Source organism: Rhizobium sp. YTU87027, from assembly GCF_050644135.1.
In the GTDB taxonomy this organism is placed as follows: Bacteria; Pseudomonadota; Alphaproteobacteria; order Rhizobiales; family Rhizobiaceae; genus Rhizobium.
On sequence record NZ_CP098441.1, the window covers coordinates 1,338,018 to 1,363,378 of the forward strand.

General features: G+C 60.2%; 28 protein-coding genes and 1 riboswitch. Of the genes, 6 read left to right on the forward strand and 22 right to left on the reverse strand.

Annotation, left to right across the window (positions count from 1 at the left end; genetic code table 11):
* Window positions 1-144: 144 nt before the first annotated feature.
* Window positions 145-294: a hypothetical protein gene (locus NBG89_RS25165; RefSeq protein ID WP_431323049.1), complete on the reverse strand. Its 150-nt coding sequence runs from the start codon at window positions 292-294 to the stop codon at window positions 145-147.
* A 44-nt stretch (window positions 295-338) separates the two neighbouring features.
* On the opposite strand from NBG89_RS25165, the gene NBG89_RS25170 reads away from it, so the two are divergent.
* Window positions 339-1,592 (forward strand): D-amino acid dehydrogenase, encoded by a 1,254-nt coding sequence (locus NBG89_RS25170; RefSeq protein ID WP_431323050.1) that lies wholly within the window; start codon window positions 339-341, stop codon window positions 1,590-1,592.
* Window positions 1,593-1,673: 81 nt separating this feature from the next.
* Here the strand turns inward: NBG89_RS25170 and NBG89_RS25175 are convergent, their stop codons facing one another.
* From NBG89_RS25175 to NBG89_RS25185, 3 genes are read right to left on the reverse strand one after another with little or no spacing between them, the layout of a single operon-like run.
* Window positions 1,674-2,315, reverse strand: a complete 642-nt coding sequence (locus NBG89_RS25175) for a ThuA domain-containing protein (protein WP_431323051.1) — start codon at window positions 2,313-2,315, stop codon at window positions 1,674-1,676.
* A gap of 17 nt (window positions 2,316-2,332) precedes the next feature.
* Window positions 2,333-3,433: a Gfo/Idh/MocA family protein gene (locus NBG89_RS25180; protein ID WP_431323052.1), complete on the reverse strand. Its 1,101-nt coding sequence runs from the start codon at window positions 3,431-3,433 to the stop codon at window positions 2,333-2,335.
* Between the two features lie 34 nt (window positions 3,434-3,467).
* Window positions 3,468-4,667 carry an ROK family protein gene (locus tag NBG89_RS25185; protein WP_431323053.1) on the reverse strand — a complete coding sequence of 400 codons (1,200 nt, stop codon included), beginning with the start codon at window positions 4,665-4,667 and terminating at the stop codon, window positions 3,468-3,470.
* Window positions 4,668-4,881: 214 nt separating this feature from the next.
* Between NBG89_RS25185 and NBG89_RS25190 the strand changes: the two genes are divergently transcribed.
* From NBG89_RS25190 to NBG89_RS25200, 3 genes are all read left to right on the forward strand, one after another.
* Window positions 4,882-6,192 carry an ABC transporter substrate-binding protein gene (locus tag NBG89_RS25190; RefSeq protein ID WP_431323054.1) on the forward strand — a complete coding sequence of 437 codons (1,311 nt, stop codon included), beginning with the start codon at window positions 4,882-4,884 and terminating at the stop codon, window positions 6,190-6,192.
* Between the two features lie 68 nt (window positions 6,193-6,260).
* Entirely contained in the window at window positions 6,261-7,199 is a 939-nt protein-coding gene (locus NBG89_RS25195) for a carbohydrate ABC transporter permease (RefSeq protein ID WP_431323055.1), read from the forward strand.
* Entirely contained in the window at window positions 7,192-8,040 is an 849-nt protein-coding gene (locus tag NBG89_RS25200; RefSeq protein ID WP_431323056.1) for a carbohydrate ABC transporter permease, read from the forward strand. Before NBG89_RS25195 ends, NBG89_RS25200 begins: the two co-directional genes overlap by 8 nt.
* Before the next feature lie 90 nt (window positions 8,041-8,130).
* Here NBG89_RS25200 and NBG89_RS25205 read toward each other — a convergent pair whose 3' ends face one another.
* From NBG89_RS25205 to NBG89_RS25215, 3 genes are all read right to left on the reverse strand, one after another.
* Window positions 8,131-9,003, reverse strand: a complete 873-nt coding sequence (locus NBG89_RS25205; protein WP_431323057.1) for an MBL fold metallo-hydrolase — start codon at window positions 9,001-9,003, stop codon at window positions 8,131-8,133.
* Between the two features lie 545 nt (window positions 9,004-9,548).
* The gene (locus NBG89_RS25210) at window positions 9,549-9,875 is read right to left on the reverse strand and encodes a hypothetical protein (RefSeq protein ID WP_431323058.1); all 327 of its coding nucleotides are present in this window, start codon (window positions 9,873-9,875) and stop codon (window positions 9,549-9,551) included.
* A gap of 321 nt (window positions 9,876-10,196) precedes the next feature.
* Complete coding sequence (locus NBG89_RS25215) at window positions 10,197-10,454, reverse strand: hypothetical protein (protein ID WP_431323059.1); 258 nt, start codon at window positions 10,452-10,454, stop codon at window positions 10,197-10,199.
* A 421-nt stretch (window positions 10,455-10,875) separates the two neighbouring features.
* On the opposite strand from NBG89_RS25215, the gene NBG89_RS25220 reads away from it, so the two are divergent.
* Complete coding sequence (locus NBG89_RS25220) at window positions 10,876-11,541, forward strand: response regulator (protein ID WP_431323060.1); 666 nt, start codon at window positions 10,876-10,878, stop codon at window positions 11,539-11,541.
* 1 nt (window position 11,542) lies between these two features.
* Window positions 11,543-12,949, forward strand: a complete 1,407-nt coding sequence (locus NBG89_RS25225; protein WP_431323061.1) for a sensor histidine kinase — start codon at window positions 11,543-11,545, stop codon at window positions 12,947-12,949.
* A 50-nt stretch (window positions 12,950-12,999) separates the two neighbouring features.
* On the opposite strand, the gene NBG89_RS25230 is transcribed toward NBG89_RS25225, so the two are convergent.
* The 15 genes from NBG89_RS25230 to NBG89_RS25300 all read right to left on the reverse strand — a co-directional run bounded on the left by NBG89_RS25230 (window position 13,000) and on the right by NBG89_RS25300 (window position 25,343).
* Window positions 13,000-13,878 carry an ABC transporter permease gene (locus NBG89_RS25230; RefSeq protein ID WP_431323062.1) on the reverse strand — a complete coding sequence of 293 codons (879 nt, stop codon included), beginning with the start codon at window positions 13,876-13,878 and terminating at the stop codon, window positions 13,000-13,002.
* Between the two features lie 14 nt (window positions 13,879-13,892).
* The gene (locus tag NBG89_RS25235) at window positions 13,893-14,711 is read right to left on the reverse strand and encodes an ABC transporter ATP-binding protein (RefSeq protein WP_431323063.1); all 819 of its coding nucleotides are present in this window, start codon (window positions 14,709-14,711) and stop codon (window positions 13,893-13,895) included.
* A 93-nt stretch (window positions 14,712-14,804) separates the two neighbouring features.
* Window positions 14,805-15,821 (reverse strand): ABC transporter substrate-binding protein, encoded by a 1,017-nt coding sequence (locus tag NBG89_RS25240; protein ID WP_431323064.1) that lies wholly within the window; start codon window positions 15,819-15,821, stop codon window positions 14,805-14,807.
* 336 nt (window positions 15,822-16,157) lie between these two features.
* Window positions 16,158-16,988, reverse strand: a complete 831-nt coding sequence (gene thiD / locus NBG89_RS25245) for a bifunctional hydroxymethylpyrimidine kinase/phosphomethylpyrimidine kinase (RefSeq protein ID WP_431323065.1) — start codon at window positions 16,986-16,988, stop codon at window positions 16,158-16,160.
* The gene (thiE, locus tag NBG89_RS25250) at window positions 16,985-17,620 is read right to left on the reverse strand and encodes a thiamine phosphate synthase (protein ID WP_431323066.1); all 636 of its coding nucleotides are present in this window, start codon (window positions 17,618-17,620) and stop codon (window positions 16,985-16,987) included. The genes thiD and thiE overlap by 4 nt, the downstream gene beginning before the upstream one ends.
* Entirely contained in the window at window positions 17,617-18,420 is an 804-nt protein-coding gene (gene thiM, locus NBG89_RS25255; protein ID WP_431323067.1) for a hydroxyethylthiazole kinase, read from the reverse strand. Before thiM ends, thiE begins: the two co-directional genes overlap by 4 nt.
* Window positions 18,421-18,470: 50 nt before the next feature.
* Window positions 18,471-18,567, reverse strand: a riboswitch (TPP riboswitch).
* Window positions 18,568-18,768: 201 nt separating this feature from the next.
* On the reverse strand, window positions 18,769-19,365 hold the full coding sequence (locus tag NBG89_RS25260; protein WP_431323068.1) for a hypothetical protein: 597 nt from the start codon (window positions 19,363-19,365) through the stop codon (window positions 18,769-18,771).
* A 270-nt stretch (window positions 19,366-19,635) separates the two neighbouring features.
* A complete protein-coding gene (locus NBG89_RS25265; RefSeq protein ID WP_431323069.1) occupies window positions 19,636-20,985 on the reverse strand; it encodes a sensor histidine kinase in 1,350 nt (449 codons plus the stop codon).
* Window positions 20,982-21,659, reverse strand: coding sequence for a response regulator transcription factor (locus NBG89_RS25270; protein WP_431323070.1), 678 nt, complete (start codon window positions 21,657-21,659; stop codon window positions 20,982-20,984). Before NBG89_RS25270 ends, NBG89_RS25265 begins: the two co-directional genes overlap by 4 nt.
* A complete protein-coding gene (locus tag NBG89_RS25275; protein ID WP_431323071.1) occupies window positions 21,656-22,222 on the reverse strand; it encodes a cytochrome b/b6 domain-containing protein in 567 nt (188 codons plus the stop codon). The genes NBG89_RS25270 and NBG89_RS25275 overlap by 4 nt, the downstream gene beginning before the upstream one ends.
* A 1-nt stretch (window position 22,223) precedes the next feature.
* Window positions 22,224-22,490, reverse strand: coding sequence for a PepSY domain-containing protein (locus NBG89_RS25280; protein ID WP_431323072.1), 267 nt, complete (start codon window positions 22,488-22,490; stop codon window positions 22,224-22,226).
* A 213-nt stretch (window positions 22,491-22,703) separates the two neighbouring features.
* Window positions 22,704-23,495, reverse strand: coding sequence for a sulfite exporter TauE/SafE family protein (locus NBG89_RS25285; protein ID WP_431323073.1), 792 nt, complete (start codon window positions 23,493-23,495; stop codon window positions 22,704-22,706).
* A 34-nt stretch (window positions 23,496-23,529) separates the two neighbouring features.
* Complete coding sequence (locus NBG89_RS25290) at window positions 23,530-23,970, reverse strand: DUF6691 family protein (RefSeq protein ID WP_431323074.1); 441 nt, start codon at window positions 23,968-23,970, stop codon at window positions 23,530-23,532.
* Entirely contained in the window at window positions 23,970-24,398 is a 429-nt protein-coding gene (locus NBG89_RS25295; protein WP_431323075.1) for a YeeE/YedE family protein, read from the reverse strand. Before NBG89_RS25295 ends, NBG89_RS25290 begins: the two co-directional genes overlap by 1 nt.
* 6 nt (window positions 24,399-24,404) lie before the next feature.
* Window positions 24,405-25,343, reverse strand: coding sequence for an MBL fold metallo-hydrolase (locus tag NBG89_RS25300; RefSeq protein WP_431323076.1), 939 nt, complete (start codon window positions 25,341-25,343; stop codon window positions 24,405-24,407).
* Window positions 25,344-25,361 lie beyond the last annotated feature (18 nt).

The following is a 25,361-nucleotide window of genomic DNA, read 5'->3' on the forward strand; positions in this document are numbered from 1 at the left end:
CTGCCGCAATTGCTTGTTTCCATAACGAAGTGAGTGAAAAATTCGTTCACAGACCGATATCCTTGCGGGCGTATACACTTGGGCCGGGTCATGAACAGCAGCATCGAGAATGTTACGCTCGCAACTGACGGATGCGGCGCCAATTCAATTGACCCTGGCGCTTTCCCGCAGCAGCCCTTGCCGGGCGCGTGGCAGCGCAGCATCGGCATGAAGCGTGTTGTTGGAAAAAGGGCAAATTGTGGAGATGATGGCTGATGACGCCGATACCATCTCCTTTTTAAAATTCTCGGCCATTTGAGAAATCGTTACATCTGATCTGACTTTTTTTGGGGTTCACTATGAAGATCACCGTGCTTGGTGCCGGCGTCATTGGCGTTACCACTGCCTACTATCTGGCGAAATCGGGACACGAGGTAACAGTGCTGGAGCGGCAGAGCGGACCGGCTCTGGAAACCAGCTACGCCAACGCCGGCGAGATCTCGCCCGGTTATGCATCCCCCTGGGCAGCCCCCGGGATTCCCCAGAAGGCGGTCAAATGGCTTTTCATGAAGCATGCGCCCTTGATCATACGTCCGACATTCGACCCAGCCACCTGGGCCTGGGTGGCGGCAATGCTGCGCAACTGCACTTCGGCGCGCTACGCCATCAATAAGAGCCGTATGGTCCGTCTTGCCGAATACAGTCGCGACTGCCTGATCGAGCTGCGTGACGAGACCGGCATCGCCTACGACGAGCGGGCCCGAGGGACCCTGCAGCTCTTCCGCACGCAAAAGCAGCTCGATGCGATTACAAAAGACATCGAGGTCCTCGCAAAGGACGGCGTGCCGTTCGAAGTCCTCGACCCGGCAGGATGCGTCGCGGCCGAACCTGGACTGGCGCCGGTCAAGCATAAGATCGTTGGCGGTTTGCGCCTGCCCAACGACGAAACGGGCGACTGCTTCAAATTCACAAACGAACTCGCAAAGCGTGCGGAGGCATTAGGTGTGCGCTTCGTCTACGGGGCAGAGGTCCATAAGCTGCGCATCGAGAACAACAGGATCAGGGCCGTCGAAACCTCGCATGGCGCCTTCGACAGCGACGTCTTCGTGGCCGCTTTCGGCAGCTTCACGCCGACCTTGTTGAAACCGCTCGGACTGAAGGTCCCGATATATCCGGTGAAGGGATATTCGATCACGGTTCCGATCCTCGACGAGAGCCGGGCGCCCGTTTCGACGATCATGGACGAAACCTTCAAGATCGCCATCACCCGTCTGGGTGATCGGATCCGTGTCGGCGGCATGGCCGAAATCGCGCGTTTCAACAAGGACTTGCCGCCTAATCGTAAAGCGACACTTGCGCATTCGGTTGAGGATCTGTTCGGTGGAGCAGGGGACCAGAGCAAGGCGCAGTTCTGGTGCGGACTGCGGCCGATGACGCCCGACGGAACGCCAATCATCGGCAAGGCGGTCTATGACAACCTCTACCTCAACGCCGGACATGGCACGCTCGGTTGGACGATGGCCTGCGGCTCCGGCCGCGTACTGACCGATCTTGTCAACAGGGCGAAACCGCAGATATCGACCGAGGGACTGGATCTCGGCCGCTACGGCTGACATGCGCCCGCGCAATTCGTACGCTATCTTTCTAAAATACCGGCGCCATACTGCGGCGCCGGTATTTTTGTGAACGGGCGTTCAACGCGCTGCCCAGTTCGCACCGCGACGGAAAATCGTCTTCATCTGCGGGACCTGGAATTCCTTGGCCTGGTGGCCGAGCGAAGAATAAAAGACACGGCCCTTGCCGTATTTGCGCTTCCAGGCCACAGGCATCACAACGCCGTCGATCCAATAGGCGTGGTCGCCGGTGAACGTCGTCGTCGCCAGCACCTCGTTCGAAGGATCGACATGCATGTAGTATTGCTCGGAAGTGTATGGGAAGTCGCCAATGCCCTCCATCACCGGATCATCGGGCCGCGCGATATTGACCGTGTAGTCGATGATATTGCCAGGATGGGCGACCCACTGACCGCCGATGATGAATTGATAGTCGACGCACTCGCGAAAGCTGTCGCCGGCGCCGCCGTGGTAGCCGGCAAGGCCGACGCCGCCCTCGATCGCAGCCGCGAGGTTCTTGATCTCTTCCGTTTCGATTTTCGACATCGTCACGATCGGTACGACCAGGCTGAGATCACGGACAGAAGGGTCGGCAAAGGCTTCGGTCGTGTGCTCGACGTAGACCCTGAACCCATCCTCCTCCAGCATGTCCTTGATGATTGCGGCGCATTCCTGCGGCTCGTGGCCGCTCCATCCGCCCCAGACGATCAGTGCTTCACGCATGCTCTTCCTCCTGATGATTACTTGGCCAAGCGCCCGTCAATGAGCGACTGGGACAGCGGCATCGGCCGCTCTGTTTGCGTTGTAATGTCGACCGTGCGTCCGCTCTTGGAGGCCGTGTCGAAGGCTTCCATCACCTCAAGGACATGCAGAGCCAGATCGCCGTTGGCGCGATGCGGCCGGTTCGTGCGGACAGCATGGGCGAGATCCGCGACACCGATCGAGCGGTAGTTGCCGTCGGCATAAGGTGCCGTGAGTGGCTGCGGTTCGAATGCTCCGCCCTTCTTCAGCAGCTCCACATCGCCGCCAAAGTGGTTCGGATCAGGGACGATCAGCGTGCCTTCGGTCCCGTAGATCTCAAGCGGTACGTGCTTGTGGCCGGCGACGTCGAAGCTCATGCCAATCTGAACGACTGCGCCATTAACAAAGGCCATGAGACCCGCGACATGGGTGGGCACATGCACCGGAATATGCTCGCCGTTTCTCGGTTCGCTGGTAATGACACGCTCCTTGCGCGGTGTGAGGGCAAAGCCGGCGACCTGTGCGACGGGTCCAAAGAGGTTGACGAGATCCGTGATGTAGTAGGGACCCATATCAAGCATCGGGCCGCCGCCAACTTCGTAGTAAAAGCCGGGATTGGGATGCCAGCGCTCGTGACCCGGGCACATGAAGGTCGCGGTTCCACCGACCGGTTGGCCAATCACGCCCTGATCGACAAGCGTGCGCGCGGTCTGGTGCCCGCCACCGAGGAAGGTGTCGGGTGCAGCACCGATGCGCAAGCCCTTGGCTCTTGCTGCCTCCGCAAGTCGTTTGCCTTCCGCGAAATTGATGCCAAGCGGCTTTTCCGAATAGGCGTGCTTGCCAGCCTCGAGCGCCTGCAGGCCAACCGCGACATGCGCCTTGGGCACCGTCAGATTGACGATGATCTCGACCCTGGGATCGGCAAACAGTTCATCGATCCTTTTTGATGGCACGTTGAACTCGGCGGCCTTTGCCACGGCCATATCGTGGTTGAGGTCGGCCACGCCGCAAACATCAAGGATAGGAAACGACGCCATCGCCTTCAGATAGGCGCCGGAGATGTTGCCGCAGCCAATGATGCCGATGCCGACTGGTTCCATGATTTCCTCCTGTTGGATGTCGTGATTTTGCTGTCTAGAGCGCCGGACCGGTGGTGTTCCACGGCGACTCGTAGAGTTCGTAAAGTGCCACAGCGGCTGCCCCTTGCGCCCAGAAGTCGTCGGTCGAATCGTCAAAGACGAGTTCGGCAACACCCTTCAAAGACGGCGGCACGGCGAGCGCATAGGCGTTTCGCAGGCTGTCGAGAAACGGCTCGCCCAGCGCAAGACTGGAACCGACGAGGATAACCCGCGGCGGCGCAAACAAGGTGACGATATTGGCGATCGCCACGCCGACAGCTTCTCCGGCGCGGATTGCTGCGCTGATCAGCGTGTCGTCCTCGGCCTTGATAAGGGCCTGGGCATGCGTCATTCCCCGTCCAAGCCGGATGGCCTCGGCAAACCGGCCGCTGGCCGGCTGGTCGCCGAGAATCTCGCTTTCGCCAGCCTGGCTCGACAGTCGCACGATGCCGCGCGGTCCCATGCCCAGCACCAGGTCGCCAAGATTGTGGCTGAGGCCGCCGGCGCCGCGAAACAGCTGATTGTCATGCAGGACGCCCAGACCAAGCGTCTGCTCCAGGGAAATCAGGACCATGTCCTCCAGATCACGCGCCTGGCCGAACCAGTGGTGGGCAAGCGTGATGGCATGCGCATCGCTTTCCACGATCGTCGGGGTATTGAGCCTGGCCGTCATCTCGCTTGCGAAGTCGACATTCGTGTCACGAAAGATCGGGCTGCTGCGGATATGGCCGGTGCGGTGTTCGATGACCCCCGGAAGCCCAAGGCAAACAGTATCGACATCTTCGAGCGAGAGCCCGGCATCGACCACGCAGCGGCGCACACCATCCTCGACAAGATCGGCGATGACGCCGATCGGTTGGCGATCGATGCGAATAGGGAGCGTGAGCTGTGACAGCACGTCTCCGCGAAAATCGGTCACGACGAAAACGAGGCGGTTGGCGGCGATCTTGGCGCCGACCACCCGTGCGGCATCCGGATTGAGTTCGAGCATGACGCGCGGTCGACCGCGGCCCGCCTCGTTGCGAATATCGCCCTCATGGCGTGGCAAGATCAGGCCGTCGTCGAGCAGCGAGGCGGTGATTGCTGAAACCGTGGTTGTCGACAATTGCGTCCGCTCGCTGATTTCGACACGCGATATCGGCCCGTGACGGCGGATCGTATCAAGCACGTTCAAGCGGTTGATCGCGCGCATCAATTCCGGATCTGCGGTCTTCATGAGGTCTGGCCGGCTCTTCGATATTCCCGCAAGTCGCGGGGCTTATATTTTCAACGGTATACGAATTAAATAGCGCGTCGGTGACCCCGTCTGTCAAGCCAAAATTGCTAAATTCCGGGAGGGGAGTTGACATTCTCCAAAACCTCCCGATGATTTAATCCGCATAAGGGAAAAATTGAAGAGGACGATTTTTGCCCTTCCTGGAGGAGAAATCATGTTTGACCATTTGAAGGCGAAAGCCTTGCTTCGCAGCCGTTTCATTGCCCGCTCGGCGGCCACCGGGCTGGCACTCCTGATTGCTGCGGGAAGTGCCGCAGCAGAGACCACCGTGAAGTGGCTGCATCTTGAAATCGACCCGAACTATCTGGCGGTCTGGAAGAAGATCGCTGTCAAGTACGAGGCTGAGCATCCTGGCGTGAAGATCGAAATGCAGTTTCTGGAAAACGAAGCCTTCAAGGCGAAGCTTCCGACGCTGTTGCAATCGAGTGATGCCCCGGACCTGTTTTTCAGCTGGGGCGGCGGCGTCCTGAAGCAGCAGCTTGCCACCGGCACGCTGATGGACTTGACCGAAGCCATGAAGGCCAAGGATGGCGCCTGGCTGAAGAGCTACAATCCGGCCTCGATCAACGGGCTGACCTTCGACGGCAAGATCGGTGCTGTTCCCTACAAGATGGGTACGGTTTCCTTCTTCTATAACAAAAAGATGTTTGCGAAGGCCGGCGTCGACGCAGCCTCGATCAAATCATGGGACGATTACCTCGCCGCCGTCAAAAAGCTCAAGGATGCCGGCATCGTACCGATTGCAGGCGGGGGTGGCGAAAAATGGCCAATCCATTTCTACTGGAGCTACCTCGTCATGCGCGACGGCGGCCAGAAGGTCTTCGATGCGGCCAAGAACGGGCAGGGCGAGGGCTTCAACGATCCAGCCATCATCAAGGCTGGCGAACAACTCGCCGAACTCGGCAAGCTAGAACCGTTCCAGCCGGGCTACCTTGGTGCCACCTGGCCACAGGCGCTCGGCGTCTTCGGTGACGGCAAGGCCGCGATGATCCTCGGTTTCGAAAACACCGCTGCCAACCAACGCACAAATTCCGGCGACGGCAAAGGCCTCGATCCCGACAATATCGGCCGTTTCGCTTTCCCCGCCGTTGCCGGCGGCGCGGGGGCTGTAACCGACACGCTCGGCGGCCTGAATGGCTGGGCTGTGACAAAGAAGGCCCCGCCAGAAACGCTTGATTTCCTTGCCTATCTGACAAATGCCGAAAACGAGCGCGAGATGGCCAGGGCAGGCATGCTCATCCCGGTTGCCGCCGGTGCGCAGGACGGGGTGACCAATCCCTTGATGCATCAGGCCGCCGAACAGCTTGCGCATTCGACGTGGCATCAGAACTTCTTCGATCAGGATCTCGGCCCGTCCGTCGGTCGCGTGGTCAACGACGTCTCGGTTGCCATCGTATCGGGTCAAATGAGCCCCGCCGACGGCGCTCAGCAGATCCAGGAAGCCTTCGAGCAGGATCAGCTCTGATCAAGACTATCGCGGCGCGGAGCAAGTCCCCGCGCCACCCTCAATCCGGGTAAAGGGGATCGGCCTTCATGACCACCATCAGCGCCACAAGCCTTGTGCGTCCGCGCCCGACCGTCAGATCGTCGGTGCGCAGCAAGGATCCCAGCCTGGCGCGGCGTCTGCCGGTCCTGCTTCTGTTCCTGCCGCCAGCAGTGCTGCTGTTTACGATTTTCGTCATCCTGCCGATGGGCGAGGCTGCCTGGTACAGTCTCTATAAATGGGACGGGTACGGTTTACCGACGCAGTTCGTCGGAATGCGGAACTTCGAGGTGCTGTTCAAGAACAGCGCCTTCCTGACCGCGCTGAAAAACAATGCCCTGATCATCGTCATTTCGATCCTGATCCAGATACCGCTCGCCATCTGGCTGGCGATGATGCTCGCCCACCGGATTGCGGGCGTCGTCGTCTTCCGCCTGATCTTCTTCCTGCCCTACGTCTTGGCCGAGGTTGCAGCGGGCCTCATATGGCGCTTCGTCTATGACGGCGACTATGGTTTGTTTGCCTCGGCTGCCCACCTCATTGGCGTCGAAACCCCCTATGTTCTGGCCGATAAGGACCTGGCAATCTATGCGGTCCTGGCAGTTGTCGTCTGGAAGTATTTCGGCTTCCATATGATGTTGTTCATCGCGGGACTGCAGTCGCTCGACAAGAGCGTGCTGGAGGCTGCCGAAATCGACGGCGCGAGCGGTTGGCAGCGGTTCCGCTACATCACCCTGCCGCTTCTCGGCTCGACGGTCCGCCTGTCCGTCTTCTTCGCAGTCGTTGGCTCACTGCAGCTCTTCGACCTCATCATGCCGCTGACTGGCGGCGGGCCCTTCAACGCGACACAGACCATGGTCACCTTCCTGTTCAACTTCGGCGTTACGCGCATGCAGGTTGGCCTCGGCAGCGCCGTAGGCGTCGTCCTGTTCGTCATCTGCGTGACGCTCGCCTTCGGCTACAAACGGATATTCATGCGCAATGACTGATATGGCCTCAACCGCCCGGATTGCTGCCGGCACAAAGATCTACCTCTACGTCTCGCTGACGATCATTGCCGCAATTGTGCTCGTGCCATTGCTGACGACGGCGCTTGGCGGCTTCAAGGATCTCGGCGATCTGCGCACCAACCCCTTTGGGCTGCCTGCCGCATGGCACCCGGAGAACTATACCGACATTCTCTTCGGTGACCGCTACTGGCGGCAGATGACGAATTCGCTGATCATCGCGACGTTGACAGTCTGCCTGACAGTTTCGGTCTCGGCCATGGCCGCCTTCACCTTCGCACACGTGAAGTTCTTCGGTGCTGGCTTCCTATTGAACTATTTCCTGATCGGCCTGATGTTTCCGGCCGCGACCGCCATCCTGCCTTTGTTCATCCGGATCCGTGACCTTGGGTTGTTGAATTCCTACTGGGGCGTGGTCTTGCCCCAGGTCTCCTTTGGGCTCGGCATGAGCATTCTCTTGTTCCGAAACTATTTTCGCAACCTTCCGGAAGAATTGTTCCAGGCCGCAATCGTCGACGGCTGTGGCTACATCCGGTTTTTCTGGCACATCTCGCTGCCGCTCTCGCGGCCGATCATCGCAACGGTCAGCATCATCTCCTTCGTCGGCAGTTGGAACAGCTACATTCTGCCTTTGATCATGCTGAACTCGGAGACGATGTATCCCTGGCCGCTCGGCATCATGGTCTACCGGGGCGAGTTCGGCACAGCCTGGCAGTTGGTGCTCGCCTTCATCACGCTGACCATCATGCCGACGATCATCGTGTTTTTCCTGGCGCAGAAGCATATCATCGCCGGGTTGACTGCGGGTGCGGTCAAGTCTTGACGCGAGCCCCGAGGATGAGACTGCGCTTCAGCCGAAGGCGAGGCGGCCGTTCGCGATGAGGCAATGGCGAAGTGACAGCACGTGCCCATCTCACGATGCCGGAACCCACTTGAAGTGATCGCCATCGGACTGAATGTGGCCGACACCGGGGAACGGGAAGTGAGGCGCGAAGATCAGTTCCTGCGATGCGGCAAGCTTCTTCAGGGTCTCAATGCGAGTTTCCTCACCGATGACGGCGTCGTTGTCGAACCCGAGCGGCCAATCGGGCCGGGCAAGCGAAATGATCGAGCTGTGCACGGTGTCGCCGATATCGAACAGTTTCTCTTTGCCGGAAACCAACTCGTAGCCGACATGGCCGGGCGTGTGTCCCTTCAACCCGACCGAGGTAATTCCGGTGATAACCTTTGCGCCGGGCTTGAAGGTCTTCACCTGCCCGGCAATTGCCTTGACGACTTCGGCGAGCTCATCGTCCTTCTTGGCAAAGGCCCATTCGGGTGACGAGATGCGGATGGTTGCTTTGGGGAAGGCCAGCTTGCCGTCCTTGACGAGACCACCTACGTGGTCGGGATGGGAGTGTGTGATCAGCACGTCGGTGACGTCTTCCGGCTTGAAGCCTGCCTGAGCGAGCGACTGTTGGAGCGCGCCGCCAACACCTGTGTCGATGAGGATCAACCGCTTCGGCTGCTTCACCAGCAGCGCGTCGACGCTGAGCGTTATCGTGTCCGTAGGCGCGCTCGCCGCCTTTAGGACGTCTGCGACGTCTTCAGGGCTGCGACCGACACCGAATATCTTGTTGTCGTTCGGCCTGACGAACTGTGCATCATGCAGGGCAACAATGTCGAATGAGCCGAGTTTGAAGGATTTCGAACCGGGCTGCTGCTGCGGCATCTGGGCGGACGCCATCGTTGCCAGTAAAGTGGCGAAGGCGAAGCAAACGGAAAAGGAAGCTCTGGAGCCGTGCATGATGGCAATCCTTTCACGAACTGAGAGAGCCTATCTTCTTAGGCCTATCTCATGTGTGGTCACATCGAATTCTCGTCAACATCAGGCCACAGCCAGCGCCCGTTGTCGTTCTGCAACAGGCAGATACTGCCTTCAATGATCACTAAACGGCCTGCGCGTGCCTTAGTCTTGATATCTTAAGCGTTGGAGCGCAGCTGGCAGCGATGTCGTTGTCCGGCCAACGTGACGTTTCGCTGGTCGTTCGAGGCAAGCCCTCCATCCACGCCGGTTTCAATTGCGCCCATGTCGCGCCCCGGCATCGTCGTGTTGTATCGGTGGAGACACGAAGATCCAGCAAGTAGCGAACGCGGTGCTGGGGCCAGTTGCGATCCGCAGCCGGCATGTCCTTTTAAAATGTCTGTGCAACCTGGTACTCATTCGCCTTCCAGGCCCACGGTCCACCGGCTTCGCAAGTATGGTTCTCGTCCGTCGGGCCATTTGCTGGTCCCGGCGTAGGCTCGCGTCAAGACCGCAATCGCGGCAACGAAAGCCGTGCCGAGATGAGATCACTGATCCCTCCCTTTGGTCCCAGATGGCGTTTCGCAAATTTTCAGGAGCGTATTGATCTCGTCGCACAAAACCATGAATGCAGCGGCGACGACCTCGTTTGGCGTATCGTCCATCCCGGAAATCAATGTCTCCACTTCGCTCAGTGCGCGAGATGTCATGGGCGTATCCGTGCCGCTTTCATCAAGCGTGAGCCGCAGTTCGTGAATGCTCGCGATACCGCGAGCAACCAGCTCTTTTCGCTCGTCGGGCGTCAGCAGGTGGATTTGATCGACGGCGCGAACGAGCTCGGAGAGAAAATCTGATGTTGTCGAGATGCTTGCCATGCTTCACCACCTCGAACGTTACCGGAGTAGTTGTACGCAAAATACCGATAGTGCCATTTTTTCGCGAGCTGACCTTTGTTTGACCGGAAACGGGCATGGTAATCTAATTCTAATATAGTCGAACATTCTTGTTTTCCTACATTGAGTTCATGCTGCGAGGAGATTCCCCTGGGCGGAATCGACCACGATAATGGCGAACGAATGACGTCAGCCCGTTCGCACTTCTGAGCGCGTTATTGCTGCACCCTGTTCGTATTGCCTGCGGTTTGCGCCCTCCTGGCTGCGGTCGACAGGAGCTTGGGCATTCGCAAACGAAGAAGTCTATCGACGCTCCACTTTGATCACCTGAATGAGCCCGCCCTTCGACCCTTTCATGAGGTCCTGAACACGGGTGACCGCGGCGATCCTGGCGCCAACGGACAGGACGCCCTCCAGGACCCCGTCGATCCATTCGGCGTTCTCCTCCCCGTCATCGAAGTCGTATTGGCGGCGCTGTACCTCTCCGCCGAGCCTGCCGGCGCGTACGCCTTGCTTCTTGCCCACCTCGTACCAACTTTGGGCGGTCCAATCGTTGTGCATCGCAACTATCCTTCTACTCAACCGGGACCGCGCGTGACCCGAGCGGTCCGGGGATGTCGGTCGCGTCGATCATGGTGGGCTGCCCCAGCCGTTGAAGCAAGACAGGAAAAGGGAGAATGAGCGGCAAAGCCGAATGGCGGGAGTCGTTTGCGTTTCGATGGCTGTCTTTGCGTTGCGGTCACTATTATGCGAAACAATACGATGTCCGGCTTCGTCGGCGGTATCGCCAATCCTGAAGACCGTTACCGCAAGATCTCCGCGCCAAATCGCTTATCCGGCCGTTCTCGACCCGGGGATTTTCCTGCGCTAATCTGCTGATCTATCACATGGTATCCGATAGATCGCTATAACTATCGACCTCAACCAATTGCATTTGCACGACTTTCTTCCTAGTCTTCCTTGGTGTGAAGGGTGGAGGCAAATGAGACTGTTAATCGTTGAGGACAATCACGAGCTCGCAGATTGGCTGGCGAGAGCGCTTGAGCAGGCACGCTATACCGTCGATGCGGCGCATGACGGCGAGGAGGCCGAGCATTTGCTCGCCATCGCGAGCTACGCGGCTGTCATCCTCGATCTTTCCCTGCCGAAGGTCGACGGCATGACGCTGCTTAAACGCATTCGCCGTGCTGGCAACAAGACGCCCGTGATTATCCTGACGGCCAATGCCTCGCTTGACGGGCGTGTAGCGGGCCTCGACACGGGCGCCGATGATTATCTTGCCAAACCATTCGAACTTGCCGAACTGGAAGCGCGGCTGCGCGCCCTGATCCGGCGAGGGCATGACCTGGCGAATCCGGCAATTGCCGTAGGCGATCTCGTGCTCAACAGCGCCACTCGGCAATTCAGCCTGAAGGGCGAGCCCTTGCAGCTTACGCCGCGCGAACATTCCGTTCTGGAATATTTGATCCTGAAAGCCGGGACTACGGTGACCAAGGCAGCGCTTCTGGAGAGTGTCTTCGGTTTCGACGCCGAGACGGATCCGAGCGCCATCGAGATCTATGTGCACCGCGTGCGCAAGAAGCTCGAAGGCGGAACTGTCCAGATCGCGACGCTCCGAGGCCTGGGATATATGCTGAGGGCGCTTTGAGATGACGGTTTTTCAGCCGTGGCCGCGCGTTGCAGCTCTCTTTGCGCGCCTTCGCGACAGCCTTCGTGCCCAGCTATTGGCGTGGGTAACCGTAACGCTCGTCTGCGTTCTCTGCCTCAACCTCTATGTCAGCCAACGCCGTGCCGTCTTCACCGCAAATATCGTCACCGACAATATGCTGCTGGGTTCGGCGCGCATGATCGCCGAAGCGGTGCGCGTCGATCCAGGCGGCACGATCACGGTCGACATTCCCCCGGCTGCCCTCGAGATCTTCGGTACCGGCTATGGCGACCGCGTCTATTATCGGGTGACGACCCCCTGGGGAAATCTCGTTGCCGGTGACCCGGCGCTTGCGCAGCCTGAAAAGCTCGTCACCGGCCAGGATATGCGGTTTCGCGACCTCGATATCAGGGCGATGGCGATCGATCATCCGGTCGTCGGCCTTGGCAATGACGGCGTCGCGACGGTGACCGTGGCGGTGACGCTGAACAGTGAGGGCGCGCTGAGGCGGAGCCTCTGGATGTCCGATTTCACCAATCAGGTGGCGCTGGTCGTGGCCGCCGGCCTTGTCACCGTGCTTGGTCTGCGGCGCCTGCTTGCGCCCGTGCTGAGGCTGCGCGATGCGGTTCTGGCAAGCCGGCGCGAACGACTTGAACCCTTCGATCCGGCAAGCGTCCAGACAGAGCTGCAACCGCTTGTGCACGCTCTCAATGATTACATGGGCAGGGTACAGAAGCAGATGGGCGCGCAGCGCCGCTTCGTCGCCAATGCCGCGCATCAGCTCAGGACACCTTTGACACTGCTTGCGACGCAGGCCAGTGTCGCGGCGCGTGAAAGCAACCCGACCCGCCGCCACGAGGCACTGCAGGCGCTTACGCGCAGCACCCGGCAGGTATCTCGCCTGGCCGAACAGCTTCTTACCCTGACGCGCGCCGAGCCGGGCAGTCGCGCGCCGCGCGCCGAACGGATCGACATGGCTGAGGTGGCGCGGAAGGTGCTCGAGGCTCATGCGGAGGAGGCACTCAGACGCGGCATCGACATCGGTCTTGAGGCGGACGGTCAGGCCCCGGTCGTGGGCGACGAAACGATGCTGCGCGAGATGGTCGTCAATCTCGTCGATAACGCGTTGCGCTACACGCCGGCGCCCGGCGAAATCACTGTCAGCGTAGCGCATGATGAAGCGCATGTCTTGCTAACAGTCGACGATTCCGGTCCCGGTATCCCCGAAAACGAACGTGACCAGGTTTTCGAACGCTTCTATCGCATTATCGGAACCCAGGCCGAGGGCAGCGGGCTCGGGCTTGCCATCGTCAGTGAGGTCGTGGACGGTGCCGGCGGTTCCATCGATCTCGCGACATCGCCAAGCGGTGGGCTTGCCGTGACGGTTCGTTTGCCGTTGGCGTCGTAGCAACGAGGGGGCTTTTGGCCCCCTCGACAGTGGTTCGATCAGCGATCGGTTCAATGTGTCTCGAGACTTTGTTGCGGGCGCCACTTGGCAAGCCGGTTCTCGACGAGCGTCATCACAGATTCTGCCGCAAGCGTCACGACCATCACCAGAACGATGGCGGCGAACATGCCTGCGGCGTCGAAGGTACCCTTGGCGATCGAGATCAGCTGACCGATGCCGAAGCGGGCGCCGACGAACTCGCCGACGATCGCACCAATGATCGCGAAGCCGAAGGACACATGCAGGCTGGCGAAGATCCAGCTCATCGCCGAGGGGATAACCACAGTGCGGGTGACTTGCCAGTCCGACGCGCCGAGGATGCGGGCATTGGCGATCATGTCGCGGTCGGCTTCACGCACGCCCTGGAAGGCGTTGGCGAAGACCACGAAGAACACCATCACGAAGGCGAGTGCCACCTTGGAGGCCAGACCGAGACCCATGATCATGATGAAGATGGGAGCGAGAACGACGCGCGGTATCGAATTGATCGCCTTGATGTAGACCGAGAAAATATCCGAGAGCATCGGGTTGCGTCCAAGCCCGACGCCGACCACGACACCGGCGATCGAGCCGGTAAAGAAGCCGATCAGCGCCTCTTCCATCGTCACCCCGAGGTGATACCAGAGAGACCCCTCCGTGGTGCCTTCCGTCGCCCACTCATAGAGGCGTTGGGCGACCCCGGAGGGACTTGAGTAGAAGAAGGGGTCGATCCAGCCGAAATCGGAAGAGAGCTCCCAAAGCCCGAGGGCTGCGACAAGGATCGTGATTTGCCAGAAGAAGACCGTGTGCTTGCGGCGCTTGATCGCTTTCAGTGCGGCGGCCTCGATCTCCTTGTCCGACGTGCCCGGACGGAAGGAAGTGGTGCCCGTCTCCATGGTAATGTCCGTCATGGCCTTATCCTTTCTCACGCCGCTTCGCTGGCGCGGCGATAGCTGGTCTCGACCTCCTGGCGCAGGTCGTCCCAGATGGTTTTGCAGTAGTCGATGAATGCGTGCTCGTAACGGATTTCCGAAACGACGCGGGGACGCGGCAGGTCGATGTGGTAGACCGATTTCACCGTCGCCGGTCCGGCTGTCAGCACATAGACCTTGTCGGCGAGCGCCACGGCTTCTTCGAGGTCATGGGTGACGAAGACCACCGACGCCTTGCGTTCCGCCCAGAGCTTCAGCAGTTCCTCGTGCATGACGGTGCGGGTCTGCACGTCGAGCGCGGAAAATGGCTCGTCCATCAAAAGGATTTCCGGCTCGTTGATGAAGGTCTGCGCAAGTGCCACGCGCTTGCGCATGCCGCCCGAAAGCTGGTGCGGGTAGTGATGCAGGAATTTCGACAGCCCCACGCGGGCGAGCCAGTCTTTGGCGGCCGTCTCTGCATCGGCCCGCGACCGGCCGCGGAAGAGGGGACCGGCCATGACATTGTCGATGACGTTCTTCCAGGGAAAGAGCGCATCCTTCTGGAATGCGAATCCGACACGGGGGTCTATGCCCTTCACGGGACCACCCATCAGTCGCACTTCGCCGGCAGAGGGCTTGGCCAGACCAGTGACGAGGTTCAAGGTGGTGGACTTGCCGCAGCCGGTCGGACCGACCACCGCGACGAATTCGCCCCGTTCCACCGTCATGTTGAAGTCCCTGAGCGCCGTCAGCGTCTTGCCGGTCGGGGAGACGAAGCGCCGGGTGACATTGATGAGCTCGATGGCCGGCTCTCGGCCCTGATTTTTGGACATGGGTTATCCTTTCGGCGGCGCTGTTTGCGCTCGCAGACGATATCTCCGGAGAACCCGCCCCCGCCCGGAGGCGGGAGCGGTCGGGAGGATTGGCTATTGGGCGTTCTTCACGAATTCGCTCGTATAGGTCTTGGACAGGTCGATCTGCTTGCCCTTGACGTTCTTGGAAAACTCCGAGAGCACGGCGAGGACCGTCTTCGGACCGTCTTGCGGCATCACGCCGTCGGCCGTAAACATGCCCTTGCCCGCTTCGAGCGCCTTTACGTATCCATCCTTGTCACCGACGTAGAAATCCTTCGGCATCTTCTCGGCGATCTCGGCGGCGGAATGGGTATTGATGAATTTCAGGGTCTTGACGAAGGCGTTGGCAAGCTTCTGCACTTCTTCCTTGTGCTCATCCACCCAGGCCGTCTCCATGTACAGCGAGGCGGCGGGGTAGGTACCCCCGAGCGCTGCGCGCGTGGTATCGACGGTACGCAAATCGACGAGGACGCGAGCGTCGCCAGTCTTCACGAGACGCGAGATGGTGGGCTCGGTCGTCATGCCCGCCTGGATCTGGTCCTGCTGCATGGCGGCGATGAAGGTCGCCCCGGCGCCAGCCGGCACGGTGACAATGTCGCCGCCGGAAAGGCCGGCCTTGGATGCCATGTAGAGGGTCAGGAAGTTTGTCGAGGAGCCGAGCCCCGTCACGCCCAGATTCTTGCCCTTGAGGTCGGCAAGGCCTTTCACGTCGGGATATTTGTTGGAAACGACTTCCACTTCGCCGGGCGCCTGGCTGAACTGGACAACAGACTGGACGAACTTGCCCTTGGCCTGAAGGTCGACGCAGTGGTCATAAAAGCCAACCACACCCTGGACCGCCCCGGCGAGAAGCTGGTTTTCGGCATCAACGCCAGCGGCCTCGTTGAGCAATTCGACATCGAGCCCTTCATCCTTGAAGTAACCCAGTGCTTCGGTGAGCTTGGCCGGCAGATAGATCTGCTTTTCATAGCCGCCGACCATGATAGTGATCTTTTCGGATGCGCCGGCAAGCGAGGTTGTAGCGAAAAGCCCGGCAATGGCCAGAGCAGACATGGAAAAAGCGCGCACGAAGCTGCGATGAAAACGCATGAATTCCTCCCTGTTGCGTATGGCACCGGCGCAACGCTCTCCAAACGCATATTTGCCCGGTGCGTGGAAAAAGGATTAGCAGCCCGAGCTTTCAGTCAGCTTTCAACGCGCCAGTTTTTTCGCAGGGCTCGATCAAGCGTTGCTGGTCCCAACGGGCCGATTGTCTCTTCCGCAAAGCGCTACTTGCGATCAATCGTATTGCCAAGGCGCGTTCTCGCTGGGAAAGGTTCCTCGGGAGACGCTGAGCTTTTTTTATAATGTTCGCATGCGCGATTGCACAAGGAAGGCTCCGGGATCATCCCTCCGGGGCGCACAAAGGATAGCCCCCATTGGTTGTTACCGCCGTTTTTCGGTTCCGTTGGGCGCCATCGGCCAGAATTCAAAAAAATGCTGGACCGGCCCATGACCGGAGCCGACACTCAGCGTGTTTGCATGCGCCACGGCTTCGGCAAGGTAGGCCTTTGCATCCGCCACCGCCTTGGGCAGCGCGGCACCCTTTGCAAGTTCGGCTGCAAGCGCGCTCGACAGTGTGCAGCCCGTGCCATGCGTGTTCGCCGTTGGTATCCGCTCCGCCTCGAACCAGCACAGCCCTGCGGTGGTCGCGAGGACGTCCGGGCTCTCATGGCCAGACAGATGGCCGCCTTTGACCAGCACGGCCTCGGGGCCGAGCGCCCGCAGGCTTTGCGCCTGATCCGCCATTTCCGCGCGCGTCTCAGCCGTCGCTCCATGCAGGAGTGCTGCGGCTTCCGGCAGATTGGGTGTGAGCAGTGTCGCCAGCGGCAGCAGGCGCCCTTTAAGGACTTCGACCGCAGACAGATCGAGGAGGGCAGCGCCACCCTTGGCCACCATGACGGGATCAAGGACGATCGGTATACCCTTGTGAGGCTCGATCGCATCGGCCACCGCATCGGCGATCTCTGCATTGGCAATCATGCCGATCTTGATTGCGTCAATGCGCACATCGGCAAAGACCGCTCTGATCTGGTCGGCAACGAAGGCGGCGGGAACCAGATGAACACCAGACACACCCTGCGTATTTTGCGCCGTCAGCGCGGTTAAGGCTGCCATGCCGTAGACGCTGCGGGCAGAGAATGCCTTCAAGTCGGCCTGGATTCCGGCCCCACCCGACGGATCGGAACCGGCTATGGAGAGAACATTGCGGATCATCCGTAAACCTTCTTGATGTTTCTGGCGATGTCACGGGTCGCAGCCTCCGGGTCAGGCGTGCCGCAGATCGCCGAGACGACGGCAAGACCGTCAGCGCCGGCCGCAAAGACATCCCCGACATGGGCGGCCTTAAGGCCGCCGATCGCGACTGAGGCAACGGGACAGATCCGCACCAGGCGAGCAAGCCCGGCAAAACCGATCGGCTCCTTGTGGTCCGCTTTCGTCGGCGTCGCAAATACCGGGCCGATACCGGCATAGTCCACGATGTCCGGATCGACCGCCGCGGCCAGCGCCTCGGTCTCGACCGAGAGCCCGAGGATCATGTCCGGCCCAATCCGTGCCCGGGCAGTCGGCGTATCGATATCCTCCTGTCCGATATGCAGGCCGTCGGCACCGATTGCGATCGCCGCCTCCACGTCGTCATTGACGATAAGCCGCGCGCCACTGCCAGACAAAACCGCCCGGAGTGCCCGCCCGGTGTCGATCATGCGGGCGGTGTCCGCACGCTTGTCGCGCAACTGCACTATTTTTGCCCCGCCGGCGACCGCGGCACGTGCAGTCTCCACCATCCCGAAGGCGGCACAAAGGTCGGGGTCGAGGACGAGGTAGAGAGAAAGATCGAGGTGTTTCATGCGGCAAACACTTTGGCATCGCGATCAAGCAGGGAGGCGTCGAGCGCTGCGAGCGCGTCGAGGAACGCTGGTGAAAACGAGCCGGGGCCGTTTGCCTTGCCGGCTGCCATCTCGCCGGCGACAGCAAAGGTCGCAAGCGCCGCAACCGCTGCTGCGAAAGGCGCATCCGGGCGAACTGCTGTGAAAGCTCCCACAAGGCAGGTCAAAGAACAGCCGAGCGCGGTCACCTGAGGCATCAATGCCGAGCCGCCCTCGATGCGCGCCGCCCGTTCGCCGTCTGTGACAAAGTCAACGACGCCTGTCACTGCAACGGTCGCTCCATGCGCCCTGGCAAGCAGCCGGGCGGATTCTTCGGCCTGTTCGACACCGTCACGGCTATCGACGCCCTGACCGCGGCTTGCGCCGCCGGCAAGCGCGATGATTTCGGAGGCGTTGCCGCGAATGACGGCGGGGCCGAGCTCCAGCAGCCGACCCACGGCCGTACGACGAAAACTCGTGGCATAATGGGCGACCGGATCGAGAACCCATGGTCTTCCGGACTGACGGGCCGCGACAGCGGCCGCCTCCATACCGCCAAGCCAGCCCGACGACAGTGTGCCGATGTTGACTGTCAGCGCGCCGGCGATTGCGGCGAATTCACCCGCCTCTTCTTGCGCATGCACCATGGCGGGAGAAGCGCCCGTCGCCAGAAGCACGTTGGCTGCGATGTTCATGGCAACGAAGTTGGTGATGCAGTGGACGAGCGGCGGTTGCTTTCGTAATTCGCTCAGCAAGGTTCCCGGTGAGGTTTGGTCAAGCATTGTGTGCCTTTCGACCGGGAAGAAAGGCGCGAGGGACAGACGCGGGAAGCGGGAGGTCCCGAGCGACTCCCTCCGCCGGCATTATCCGGTTCAGGTTCAAAGGGTGCTTCTCAGCCTGCCGTTCGGAAGGCGCCCCTGTCTCTCTTCGGCTTCTTGTCGCAGAGAAGCGCGCGGCTGTCATCCATAAAATGGGTTCGCGGGGGCAGAGCCTGGTGATTGGTGTCGATCCGATCGTTCGCCCGATGCGAGGGACCACGCTGGACGGCACCCGCAGTCGAGAAGGGTAGGAGAGGTGCCCATTCGAAGATATCCTCGACGGGACATCGCCACCAACGCGTTCTTACATCCCTATAGGCCCGCAAGGGCCTGAGCTGTCAGTAGCCGCGCAACCAAGCGGTACTGGTCGACGAGTAAATCATCATTGGTGAACCATTCGGCGTAGGGTGCCATGCGAACTCCCTTCTTTTCAGAATCCCTGATTTGGCTCTCGCCGGCGAACATCAACCGCTTGTCATCCGATGAGCGAACCATCTCGGCGCTGACGGTCATTGCAATCCCTCGCCCATCATTGGCGCCCACTGGAACGCTCAATGCGTGGTACACGTTGATCTTCAGCTCGGCGGAGGCGCTTGATGCCGCGTCTGCTACGCGATATCCCTTGGCAATGAGATCTTGCCTGGCTTGCTCCCCGATGAGCTCGGGCAGGTTTGCACGCGAATCTACGACCCGCTGAAGTCGAGATGTCGCTTCTGACACAGTGGTGGGCACTTTCCCAGAACTTGCATTTACCTCACCTACGCTTGGCCCGAAGACAGTGGCTTTGGACAATTGCACAGGCGCCACATAGACAGCGCCCATGGAGGCCTTCTTCTGCGGATCAATGGTGGCTGTGGTGCAAGCGGTAAGAGCGAGCGCTAAAATGGCAATAAGACTGCGGCGATACAATTGGGCCCCCCGAATTTGAAAGTCGATTCGCAATACCGCATAACAGGCTGTTCGGTCCGATAGGGCAATAGCGACCGCTAGAGCCTTCTACGGCCCCGGCCTTTGAAGCGTTCTCGCGTCAAACGGGGAGCGATCGTCATGACCGGCTCGGGCCGTGCCCAAGTTGGCGACCCCGCCAGAATCCGCCATCGGCGCGCATGACTTTTTCGGCGTGCTGACGCGTGTCGCCGGGCAGGTGTCTTTCCCTCTCATCCTGGCCGTCGCCATGCCTTAAGGGCGCAGCGACATGGGTTTCGGCTGTCGATCGGAAAAAACGATCTCGAAGACGTGCCCCATCTTGGAGGTGGACTGGCGAAATGAAGCCCGATGCAATTCAGCTATCCGCCGGACGATCTTCAAACCGATGCCAAGGTTGTCACTGCCGCCGGGCGCTCTGGTGTCCCGCCGCAGACCACCTGGATGCCGATCCTCCACACGAACGATATTGCTGCTGACGGACACAAGAATACCGGTGCCTGCCGGCGTATGATGTACGGCGTTTTCGACGAGATTACGCAAGGCGTCCTTCATTAGCGCCGGCGCCCCCTGGACGAGGGCGGATTCGACTTGAGGACTGAACTCCAGGGAGTGGCGGTTCTCATAGACCCATGGTGCGAGTTGCTCGACAACGGAGGCCGAAAGCGCGACGAGGTCGACCGCCTCGAAGATACCATGGTCGAAGCTGTCTAGTCGGGCGAGCGTCGTTAGTTCCGCGACGAAGCGTACGAGGTCATCCAGATCATCTTCCGCTTTGCGGGCACGCGGATGGTCGATGTTTCCCAGTTCGAGCTTTATGGCTGCAAGTGGCGTACGGATTTCGTGAGCTATGCCGGATGTAAGAACCTTCTGTGACGTCATCAGTTCGCCAACGCGCTCGAAAGCGCGATTGACGGCAATGGCGAGATGGGCGACCTCGCGCGGCATCCCGTCGAAATTCAGGTGCGACCGTGCATCCATCGGATCAAGGTCATCAGCTGCATCGGCTGCGGCACGCACCGGCTTCAATGCCTGTCGCACCGAGAGCAGGGTGGCGCCGAGAACCAGGACAAGCAGGATGCTCATCGGCACCAGCATATGTTCGATGACTTCGTTCCAGAAGACGGAGGAGACTACATTTTGAGGGTCGTCGATTGTTGCGACGTCGACGACGAACCGTCGGTTTCCAACCGCGAACGCACGGCCACCAACAAGGGCCAACGGCTTTCCCGGCCGCAGCGACCTCAGCCAAAAATCCGGCGGATTGACATCGGCTGGAAGAAACCGGCTCTCGCAGGCGTCGTCGCAGGACGAAAACACAAGTGCGCCAGCCGCATCACGTATCCTCGCGACGTATCCGGATGCTCGCTCCTGATAGCGCTGCCTGACGCTATCAGGAAGCTGATAGCGGACGTTTTTGTCCTCCACGCTTATACCGGAGGCCAGGCGCTCGGTTTCCTGCTCAACAAACAGACGCGATAGCTCACCGACGTTCCAATAATAGTTGGAGAATATCACGACGAGTTGCAGGATCATTGCGAGCACTGCAAAAAACGCAATCCGTCTGGTCAGGATTGCACCGAGTGTAGGATGTGAGGAGCTCACGCGCCTTCCTCTCGCATCATGTAGCCAACGCCTCGGACGGTTTCGATCGAAGCGCCGGTCGGATGCCCTTCGAGCTTCTTGCGTAGCCTCGAGATCGCCAGCTCGACCGCATTGCTGCTTCTTTCGTCGCCGAATTCTGAAAATGCATGCTCAATCTTGATCTTGGAGACCACCTTGCCGCCATTGCGCATCAGAAGTTCGAGCAGGTCCTTCTCCGAGGGGGCGAGCGCGATTTCGGCGCCGGCGCACGTTACGCGTCGCGACGCGATCTCAAGGTGGAGGTCTGCGTACTCTAATGTCGGCATCGCCGTGAGGGGAGCACGCCGCATGAGGGCACGAATACGCGCGATCAGTTCGCCATTGTGGAAGGGCTTGGCAAGGTAGTCATCTGCGCCTGCATCGAGGCCAACGATACGCTCGTCGATCGCACCGCGCGCCGTCAGCACGAGAACGGGAATTGCAACCTTTGCACTTCGCAGTGATTTTAGAACATCGATTCCGTCCTCATCGGGCAGGCCGAGATCAAGAAGGAGAAGATCGTAGTGCGCGCCCTTAAGCGCGAAACGTCCTTCCTGCGCGCTTTCGAAGGCGTCGATTTTCCAACCGACGCTCCTGATGGCTTCGCAAAGCAGGTCGCGAAGCCGCGAGCTGTCCTCGATCAGCAGAATCCTCATGCCTTCTTGCGACCCGTAACCATCGACCAGACCAGATTTTCCCTGTGTCTCCAACTTTCGATGACGGCAACACCGGCATGGACGAAAGCGAGGACCATGATGCTGTTGGCGATTGCGCCGTGCAATTCCTCCAGCCACTTTTGTCCCCAGAAGGCGTCGAGCGTCGTCATCCAGCCCGTCAGCGCCGTTGCCGCCAGCAAGGCCATCAGGCCCAGCATCATGACCGAAGCCAACGGGTTGTGGCCAATGTAGCGCTTTTCGTTGCGATTGAGGATATCCAGGATCTGATCCATCACCTTCGAAGGCGTCGGCAGGAAATCATTGAAGCGGGAGTGTTTCGTGCCGATAAAACCCCAGACGACGCGGACGGCGATGGCGGTGACCACGACGTATCCAGTGACGCGATGCCAGTACTTTCCCTCCTCAAGCACGAAGAGATTGAGCATGCATGCCGCAGCCACCGTCCAGTGAAACAAGCGCACAACAGGATCCCACACCTTGATCGTGCGCTTTGCAGTGTCGGAGGGCGCTAAGCCCTCCTTCTTCGATGAGACCATCGTCATCTCAGTCACCCTTCTGGACAATGGCACCAGAAACGGGGTTGAAATAGACCTCGGCGCGATTGCCGTCTTTGTCCTTGCCGTAGATTTCGTAGCAGTTGCCCGTGACCTCGAACGTCTTGACCTTGTAGCCCATGGTGTCGATCTTCGCCTTCATGGCTTCTTCGGACATCCATTTGGACTTCGGTTCAACGGTGCAGCTCGGGCTTGCGAGTGCAAGGGCGGGCGTTGCGGATGCAATAGCGATAGCGGCGATCAGTTTCAGCGTCATGAACAATATCCTCTGTTAGCACCCGTTGCGGGCGACAGGGACATCGATAAGGCTGCAAAGCTGTCGGTTTCCTGTCCGATGCGGACGATCCACCGAACGACGTTTCGCCGCTTTGCGCCAGTGCGGCACCGGTCGGTAGCCTGCGCGCGGCAATGGCCAGGCCAGCGAGGTTTGAACTCGACCGACAGGCCAGGTTCGACCTCGTCGCCGACATCAGGCAGTCAACGTCTGAGCGAGGCTTCGGTAAAGCATGTAGCCGGCAACGACGAAGATCAGGGTGGCAAACAGGCTGTTCAAAAGCCCTTTGCGGGCTGAAAGATGGCGGGCGAGGTTGGCACCAAGCCATCCTCCGACCACGCCGCCGGCGATGAAGGCGGCTGCGAGCAACCAGTCTACATATCCGGATAGGGCGTAGTTGAGCGCAGTCGTCAACCCGAATGCAGTGACGGCGACGAGTGATGATCCGATCGCAAAGAGAATCGGCATTCCGGTCGAGGCGATCAGACCCGGAACGATGAGAAAGCCACCACCGATACCGAAGAAGCCGGAGAAGACACCCGTCAGTCCGCCAAAACCGACCACCTTGTGCACGTTGCCTCGTGAGCATTGCGCTCCTGGGTCGCCTTCCGCCGTGCGCTTGCTAAGCATCAGGAAGCCGACGACGAGCATCAGAAGTGCGAAGAATACAAGCAGCTTCTGTCCGTCGATCATCTTGCCCACGGTCGAGCCGATGAAGGCACCTGCGATGCCCGCGACACTGTAGACGCCCGCGCATCGCCATTTGACATTGCCGAGCCGCGCATGGCCGAGGAGGTTTGCGAACGCATTGGCGGCCACGGCAAAGGCGCTCGTGCCGATTGCCAGGTGTGGGCTTGGAACGCCGACAAAATAGACCATCAGGGGAACGGCAAGGATCGAGCCGCCACCGCCGAACATCCCGAGCGTCAAGCCGACAAGGCCGCCGGAAGCGGCCCCCAGAACATATTGCATTGGATCGAGGTACATGGATGGACGCAAGCCGCCGGGCGGCCCCTTATGCTCAATGAAGCCGAAGCGGCGCGGTTTGCCAGGATTTTGCTATGCGGTAGACGAACATGCCTGCAATCATGGCCACGGCGAACAGGACAGCCTCCCAACGGCCGGTGACGAGTGATGCGATCGCCGGGCCGGGGCAAAGACCGACGAGGCCCCAGCCCAGGCCGAAGAGAACCGCGCCGACGACGAGGCTGGCATCTATGGAGCGGCTGGTCGGAACATGAAATTCAGTATCAAAGGCCGGGCGTTGCCGATATCGCTTGATCGCATAGGCTGCCGACGACGGGACCAACGCGCCGCCCATGACGAAGGCGAGAGACGGATCCCAGTCTCCGGCGACGTCGAGAAAGGCGAGCACGCGGGCCGGGTTGACCATATCCGATACGACGAGCCCAATACCGAAGAGAACGCCGCAGAGGATCGAAGCAAGGATGCGGTTGGCCATCACAAGCCTCCGATCACATGGCGCATCACGTAGACAGTCGCTGCCGCAACGACCATGAAGGTCGCTGTGGCAACGATCGAACGCGGCGACAGTCTTGCCAGACCGCAGACGCCGTGGCCGCTGGTACAGCCCGAGCCCAGTCGTGTGCCGAAGCCGACGAGCAGGCCGCCTGCAATGAGAAGCATCGGCGACGATATAATCGTCAACTCGGCATGCCTGAAATAGGTGAACGCGATTGCCGCTCCGCCGGCGATCCCGCCAATGAAACCGATGCCGAGCGGGCTGATGCCCGCACCCGTCCATCCGAGGGCGGAGGCGGTCAAGCCGGAGATACCGGCGATGCGACCGTCAAGCAGCAGGTAAAGTGCTGCTGACAGGCCGATCAGAAGACCGCCGGAAAGCGGCCAGATGTAGTTCAGGTGTGACATGTGCGCCTACAGTGCGTTGATTGGAATCTTCAGGTAATGGATGCCATTGTCCTCGGCGGGCGGTAGCTTGCCCGCGCGCATGTTCACCTGCACCGAGGGGAGGATCAGCTTCGGCATCGCCAGAGTGGCGTCGCGATCGTTTCGCATCTTGGCGAAGGCGTCCTCGCTGACCCCCTCATGCACGTGGATGTTGCCCTTGCGTTCGGCGCCGACGGTCGTCTCCCAGGCGAAGTGATCGCGACCTGCCGCCTTGTAGTCATGGCACATGAACATGCGTGCCTCGTCGGGGAGCCGGGTCAGGCGCTTGATCGATCGGTAGAGCGTGCGCGCGTCACCGCCCGGAAAGTCGCAGCGCGCCGTCCCATAGTCGGGCATGAACAGGGTGTCGCCGGGAAAGACGGCGTCGCCGACGACGTAGGCGAGACAAGCGGGCGTGTGGCCGGGAACGTGAAGAACCGTCGCATCCAGGGTGCCGATCTTGAAGCGGTCGCCGTCCTGGAAGAGTTGGTCGAACTGGCTGCCGTCTCTTTGAAACTCCGTGCCGGCATTGAAGATCTTGCCGAACACCTCCTGGACGCGAACGATCTCACGCCCGATCGCGAGCTGACCGCCGAGTTCGGCCTGCAGCAGTGGCGCCGCCGACAGGTGGTCGGCATGCGCATGCGTCTCGAGAAGCCATAGAACTTCCAGACTTTCGGATTTTACGTAATCTATAAGGGCGCGAGCAGATGGGTTCGTCGTTTGCCCGGATGTCGGGTCGAAGTCGAGCACGCTGTCGACGATGGCGCAGGCCTTCGAGTTCTGATCGCGAACGACATGGCTGACGGTGAATGTCGCGGGATCGAAGAACGAGCGAACTGCGGGCCGCTTGGAATGATCCTCAAGCGCTTGCCGGACGATCCAGGACGCATGTGAAAGGTGGGTGTCTATAGCCGGGCCGGGCATGTGGTTCTCCCTTGCAGT

What these genes read in the sequence shown, in the direction of transcription:
- NBG89_RS25295 (WP_431323075.1), bottom strand. Translation starts at nt 24,398, where the DNA reads ATGTCACACCTGAACTACATCTGGCCGCTTTCCGGCGGTCTTCTGATC.
- NBG89_RS25170 (WP_431323050.1), top strand. Translation starts at nt 339, where the DNA reads ATGAAGATCACCGTGCTTGGTGCCGGCGTCATTGGCGTTACCACTGCC.
- NBG89_RS25300 (WP_431323076.1), bottom strand. Translation starts at nt 25,343, where the DNA reads ATGCCCGGCCCGGCTATAGACACCCACCTTTCACATGCGTCCTGGATC.
- NBG89_RS25190 (WP_431323054.1), top strand. Translation starts at nt 4,882, where the DNA reads ATGTTTGACCATTTGAAGGCGAAAGCCTTGCTTCGCAGCCGTTTCATT.
- NBG89_RS25175 (WP_431323051.1), bottom strand. Translation starts at nt 2,315, where the DNA reads ATGCGTGAAGCACTGATCGTCTGGGGCGGATGGAGCGGCCACGAGCCG.
- NBG89_RS25195 (WP_431323055.1), top strand. Translation starts at nt 6,261, where the DNA reads ATGACCACCATCAGCGCCACAAGCCTTGTGCGTCCGCGCCCGACCGTC.
- NBG89_RS25280 (WP_431323072.1), bottom strand. Translation starts at nt 22,490, where the DNA reads ATGACGCTGAAACTGATCGCCGCTATCGCTATTGCATCCGCAACGCCC.
- NBG89_RS25165 (WP_431323049.1), bottom strand. Translation starts at nt 294, where the DNA reads ATGGCCGAGAATTTTAAAAAGGAGATGGTATCGGCGTCATCAGCCATC.
- NBG89_RS25185 (WP_431323053.1), bottom strand. Translation starts at nt 4,667, where the DNA reads ATGAAGACCGCAGATCCGGAATTGATGCGCGCGATCAACCGCTTGAAC.
- NBG89_RS25210 (WP_431323058.1), bottom strand. Translation starts at nt 9,875, where the DNA reads ATGGCAAGCATCTCGACAACATCAGATTTTCTCTCCGAGCTCGTTCGC.
- NBG89_RS25220 (WP_431323060.1), top strand. Translation starts at nt 10,876, where the DNA reads ATGAGACTGTTAATCGTTGAGGACAATCACGAGCTCGCAGATTGGCTG.
- NBG89_RS25240 (WP_431323064.1), bottom strand. Translation starts at nt 15,821, where the DNA reads ATGCGTTTTCATCGCAGCTTCGTGCGCGCTTTTTCCATGTCTGCTCTG.
- NBG89_RS25215 (WP_431323059.1), bottom strand. Translation starts at nt 10,454, where the DNA reads ATGCACAACGATTGGACCGCCCAAAGTTGGTACGAGGTGGGCAAGAAG.
- NBG89_RS25230 (WP_431323062.1), bottom strand. Translation starts at nt 13,878, where the DNA reads ATGACGGACATTACCATGGAGACGGGCACCACTTCCTTCCGTCCGGGC.
- NBG89_RS25290 (WP_431323074.1), bottom strand. Translation starts at nt 23,970, where the DNA reads ATGGCCAACCGCATCCTTGCTTCGATCCTCTGCGGCGTTCTCTTCGGT.
- thiE (WP_431323066.1), bottom strand. Translation starts at nt 17,620, where the DNA reads ATGAAACACCTCGATCTTTCTCTCTACCTCGTCCTCGACCCCGACCTT.
- NBG89_RS25225 (WP_431323061.1), top strand. Translation starts at nt 11,543, where the DNA reads ATGACGGTTTTTCAGCCGTGGCCGCGCGTTGCAGCTCTCTTTGCGCGC.
- NBG89_RS25235 (WP_431323063.1), bottom strand. Translation starts at nt 14,711, where the DNA reads ATGTCCAAAAATCAGGGCCGAGAGCCGGCCATCGAGCTCATCAATGTC.
- NBG89_RS25275 (WP_431323071.1), bottom strand. Translation starts at nt 22,222, where the DNA reads ATGACGATGGTCTCATCGAAGAAGGAGGGCTTAGCGCCCTCCGACACT.
- thiD (WP_431323065.1), bottom strand. Translation starts at nt 16,988, where the DNA reads ATGATCCGCAATGTTCTCTCCATAGCCGGTTCCGATCCGTCGGGTGGG.
- thiM (WP_431323067.1), bottom strand. Translation starts at nt 18,420, where the DNA reads ATGCTTGACCAAACCTCACCGGGAACCTTGCTGAGCGAATTACGAAAG.
- NBG89_RS25205 (WP_431323057.1), bottom strand. Translation starts at nt 9,003, where the DNA reads ATGCACGGCTCCAGAGCTTCCTTTTCCGTTTGCTTCGCCTTCGCCACT.
- NBG89_RS25200 (WP_431323056.1), top strand. Translation starts at nt 7,192, where the DNA reads ATGACTGATATGGCCTCAACCGCCCGGATTGCTGCCGGCACAAAGATC.
- NBG89_RS25180 (WP_431323052.1), bottom strand. Translation starts at nt 3,433, where the DNA reads ATGGAACCAGTCGGCATCGGCATCATTGGCTGCGGCAACATCTCCGGC.
- NBG89_RS25270 (WP_431323070.1), bottom strand. Translation starts at nt 21,659, where the DNA reads ATGAGGATTCTGCTGATCGAGGACAGCTCGCGGCTTCGCGACCTGCTT.
- NBG89_RS25285 (WP_431323073.1), bottom strand. Translation starts at nt 23,495, where the DNA reads ATGTACCTCGATCCAATGCAATATGTTCTGGGGGCCGCTTCCGGCGGC.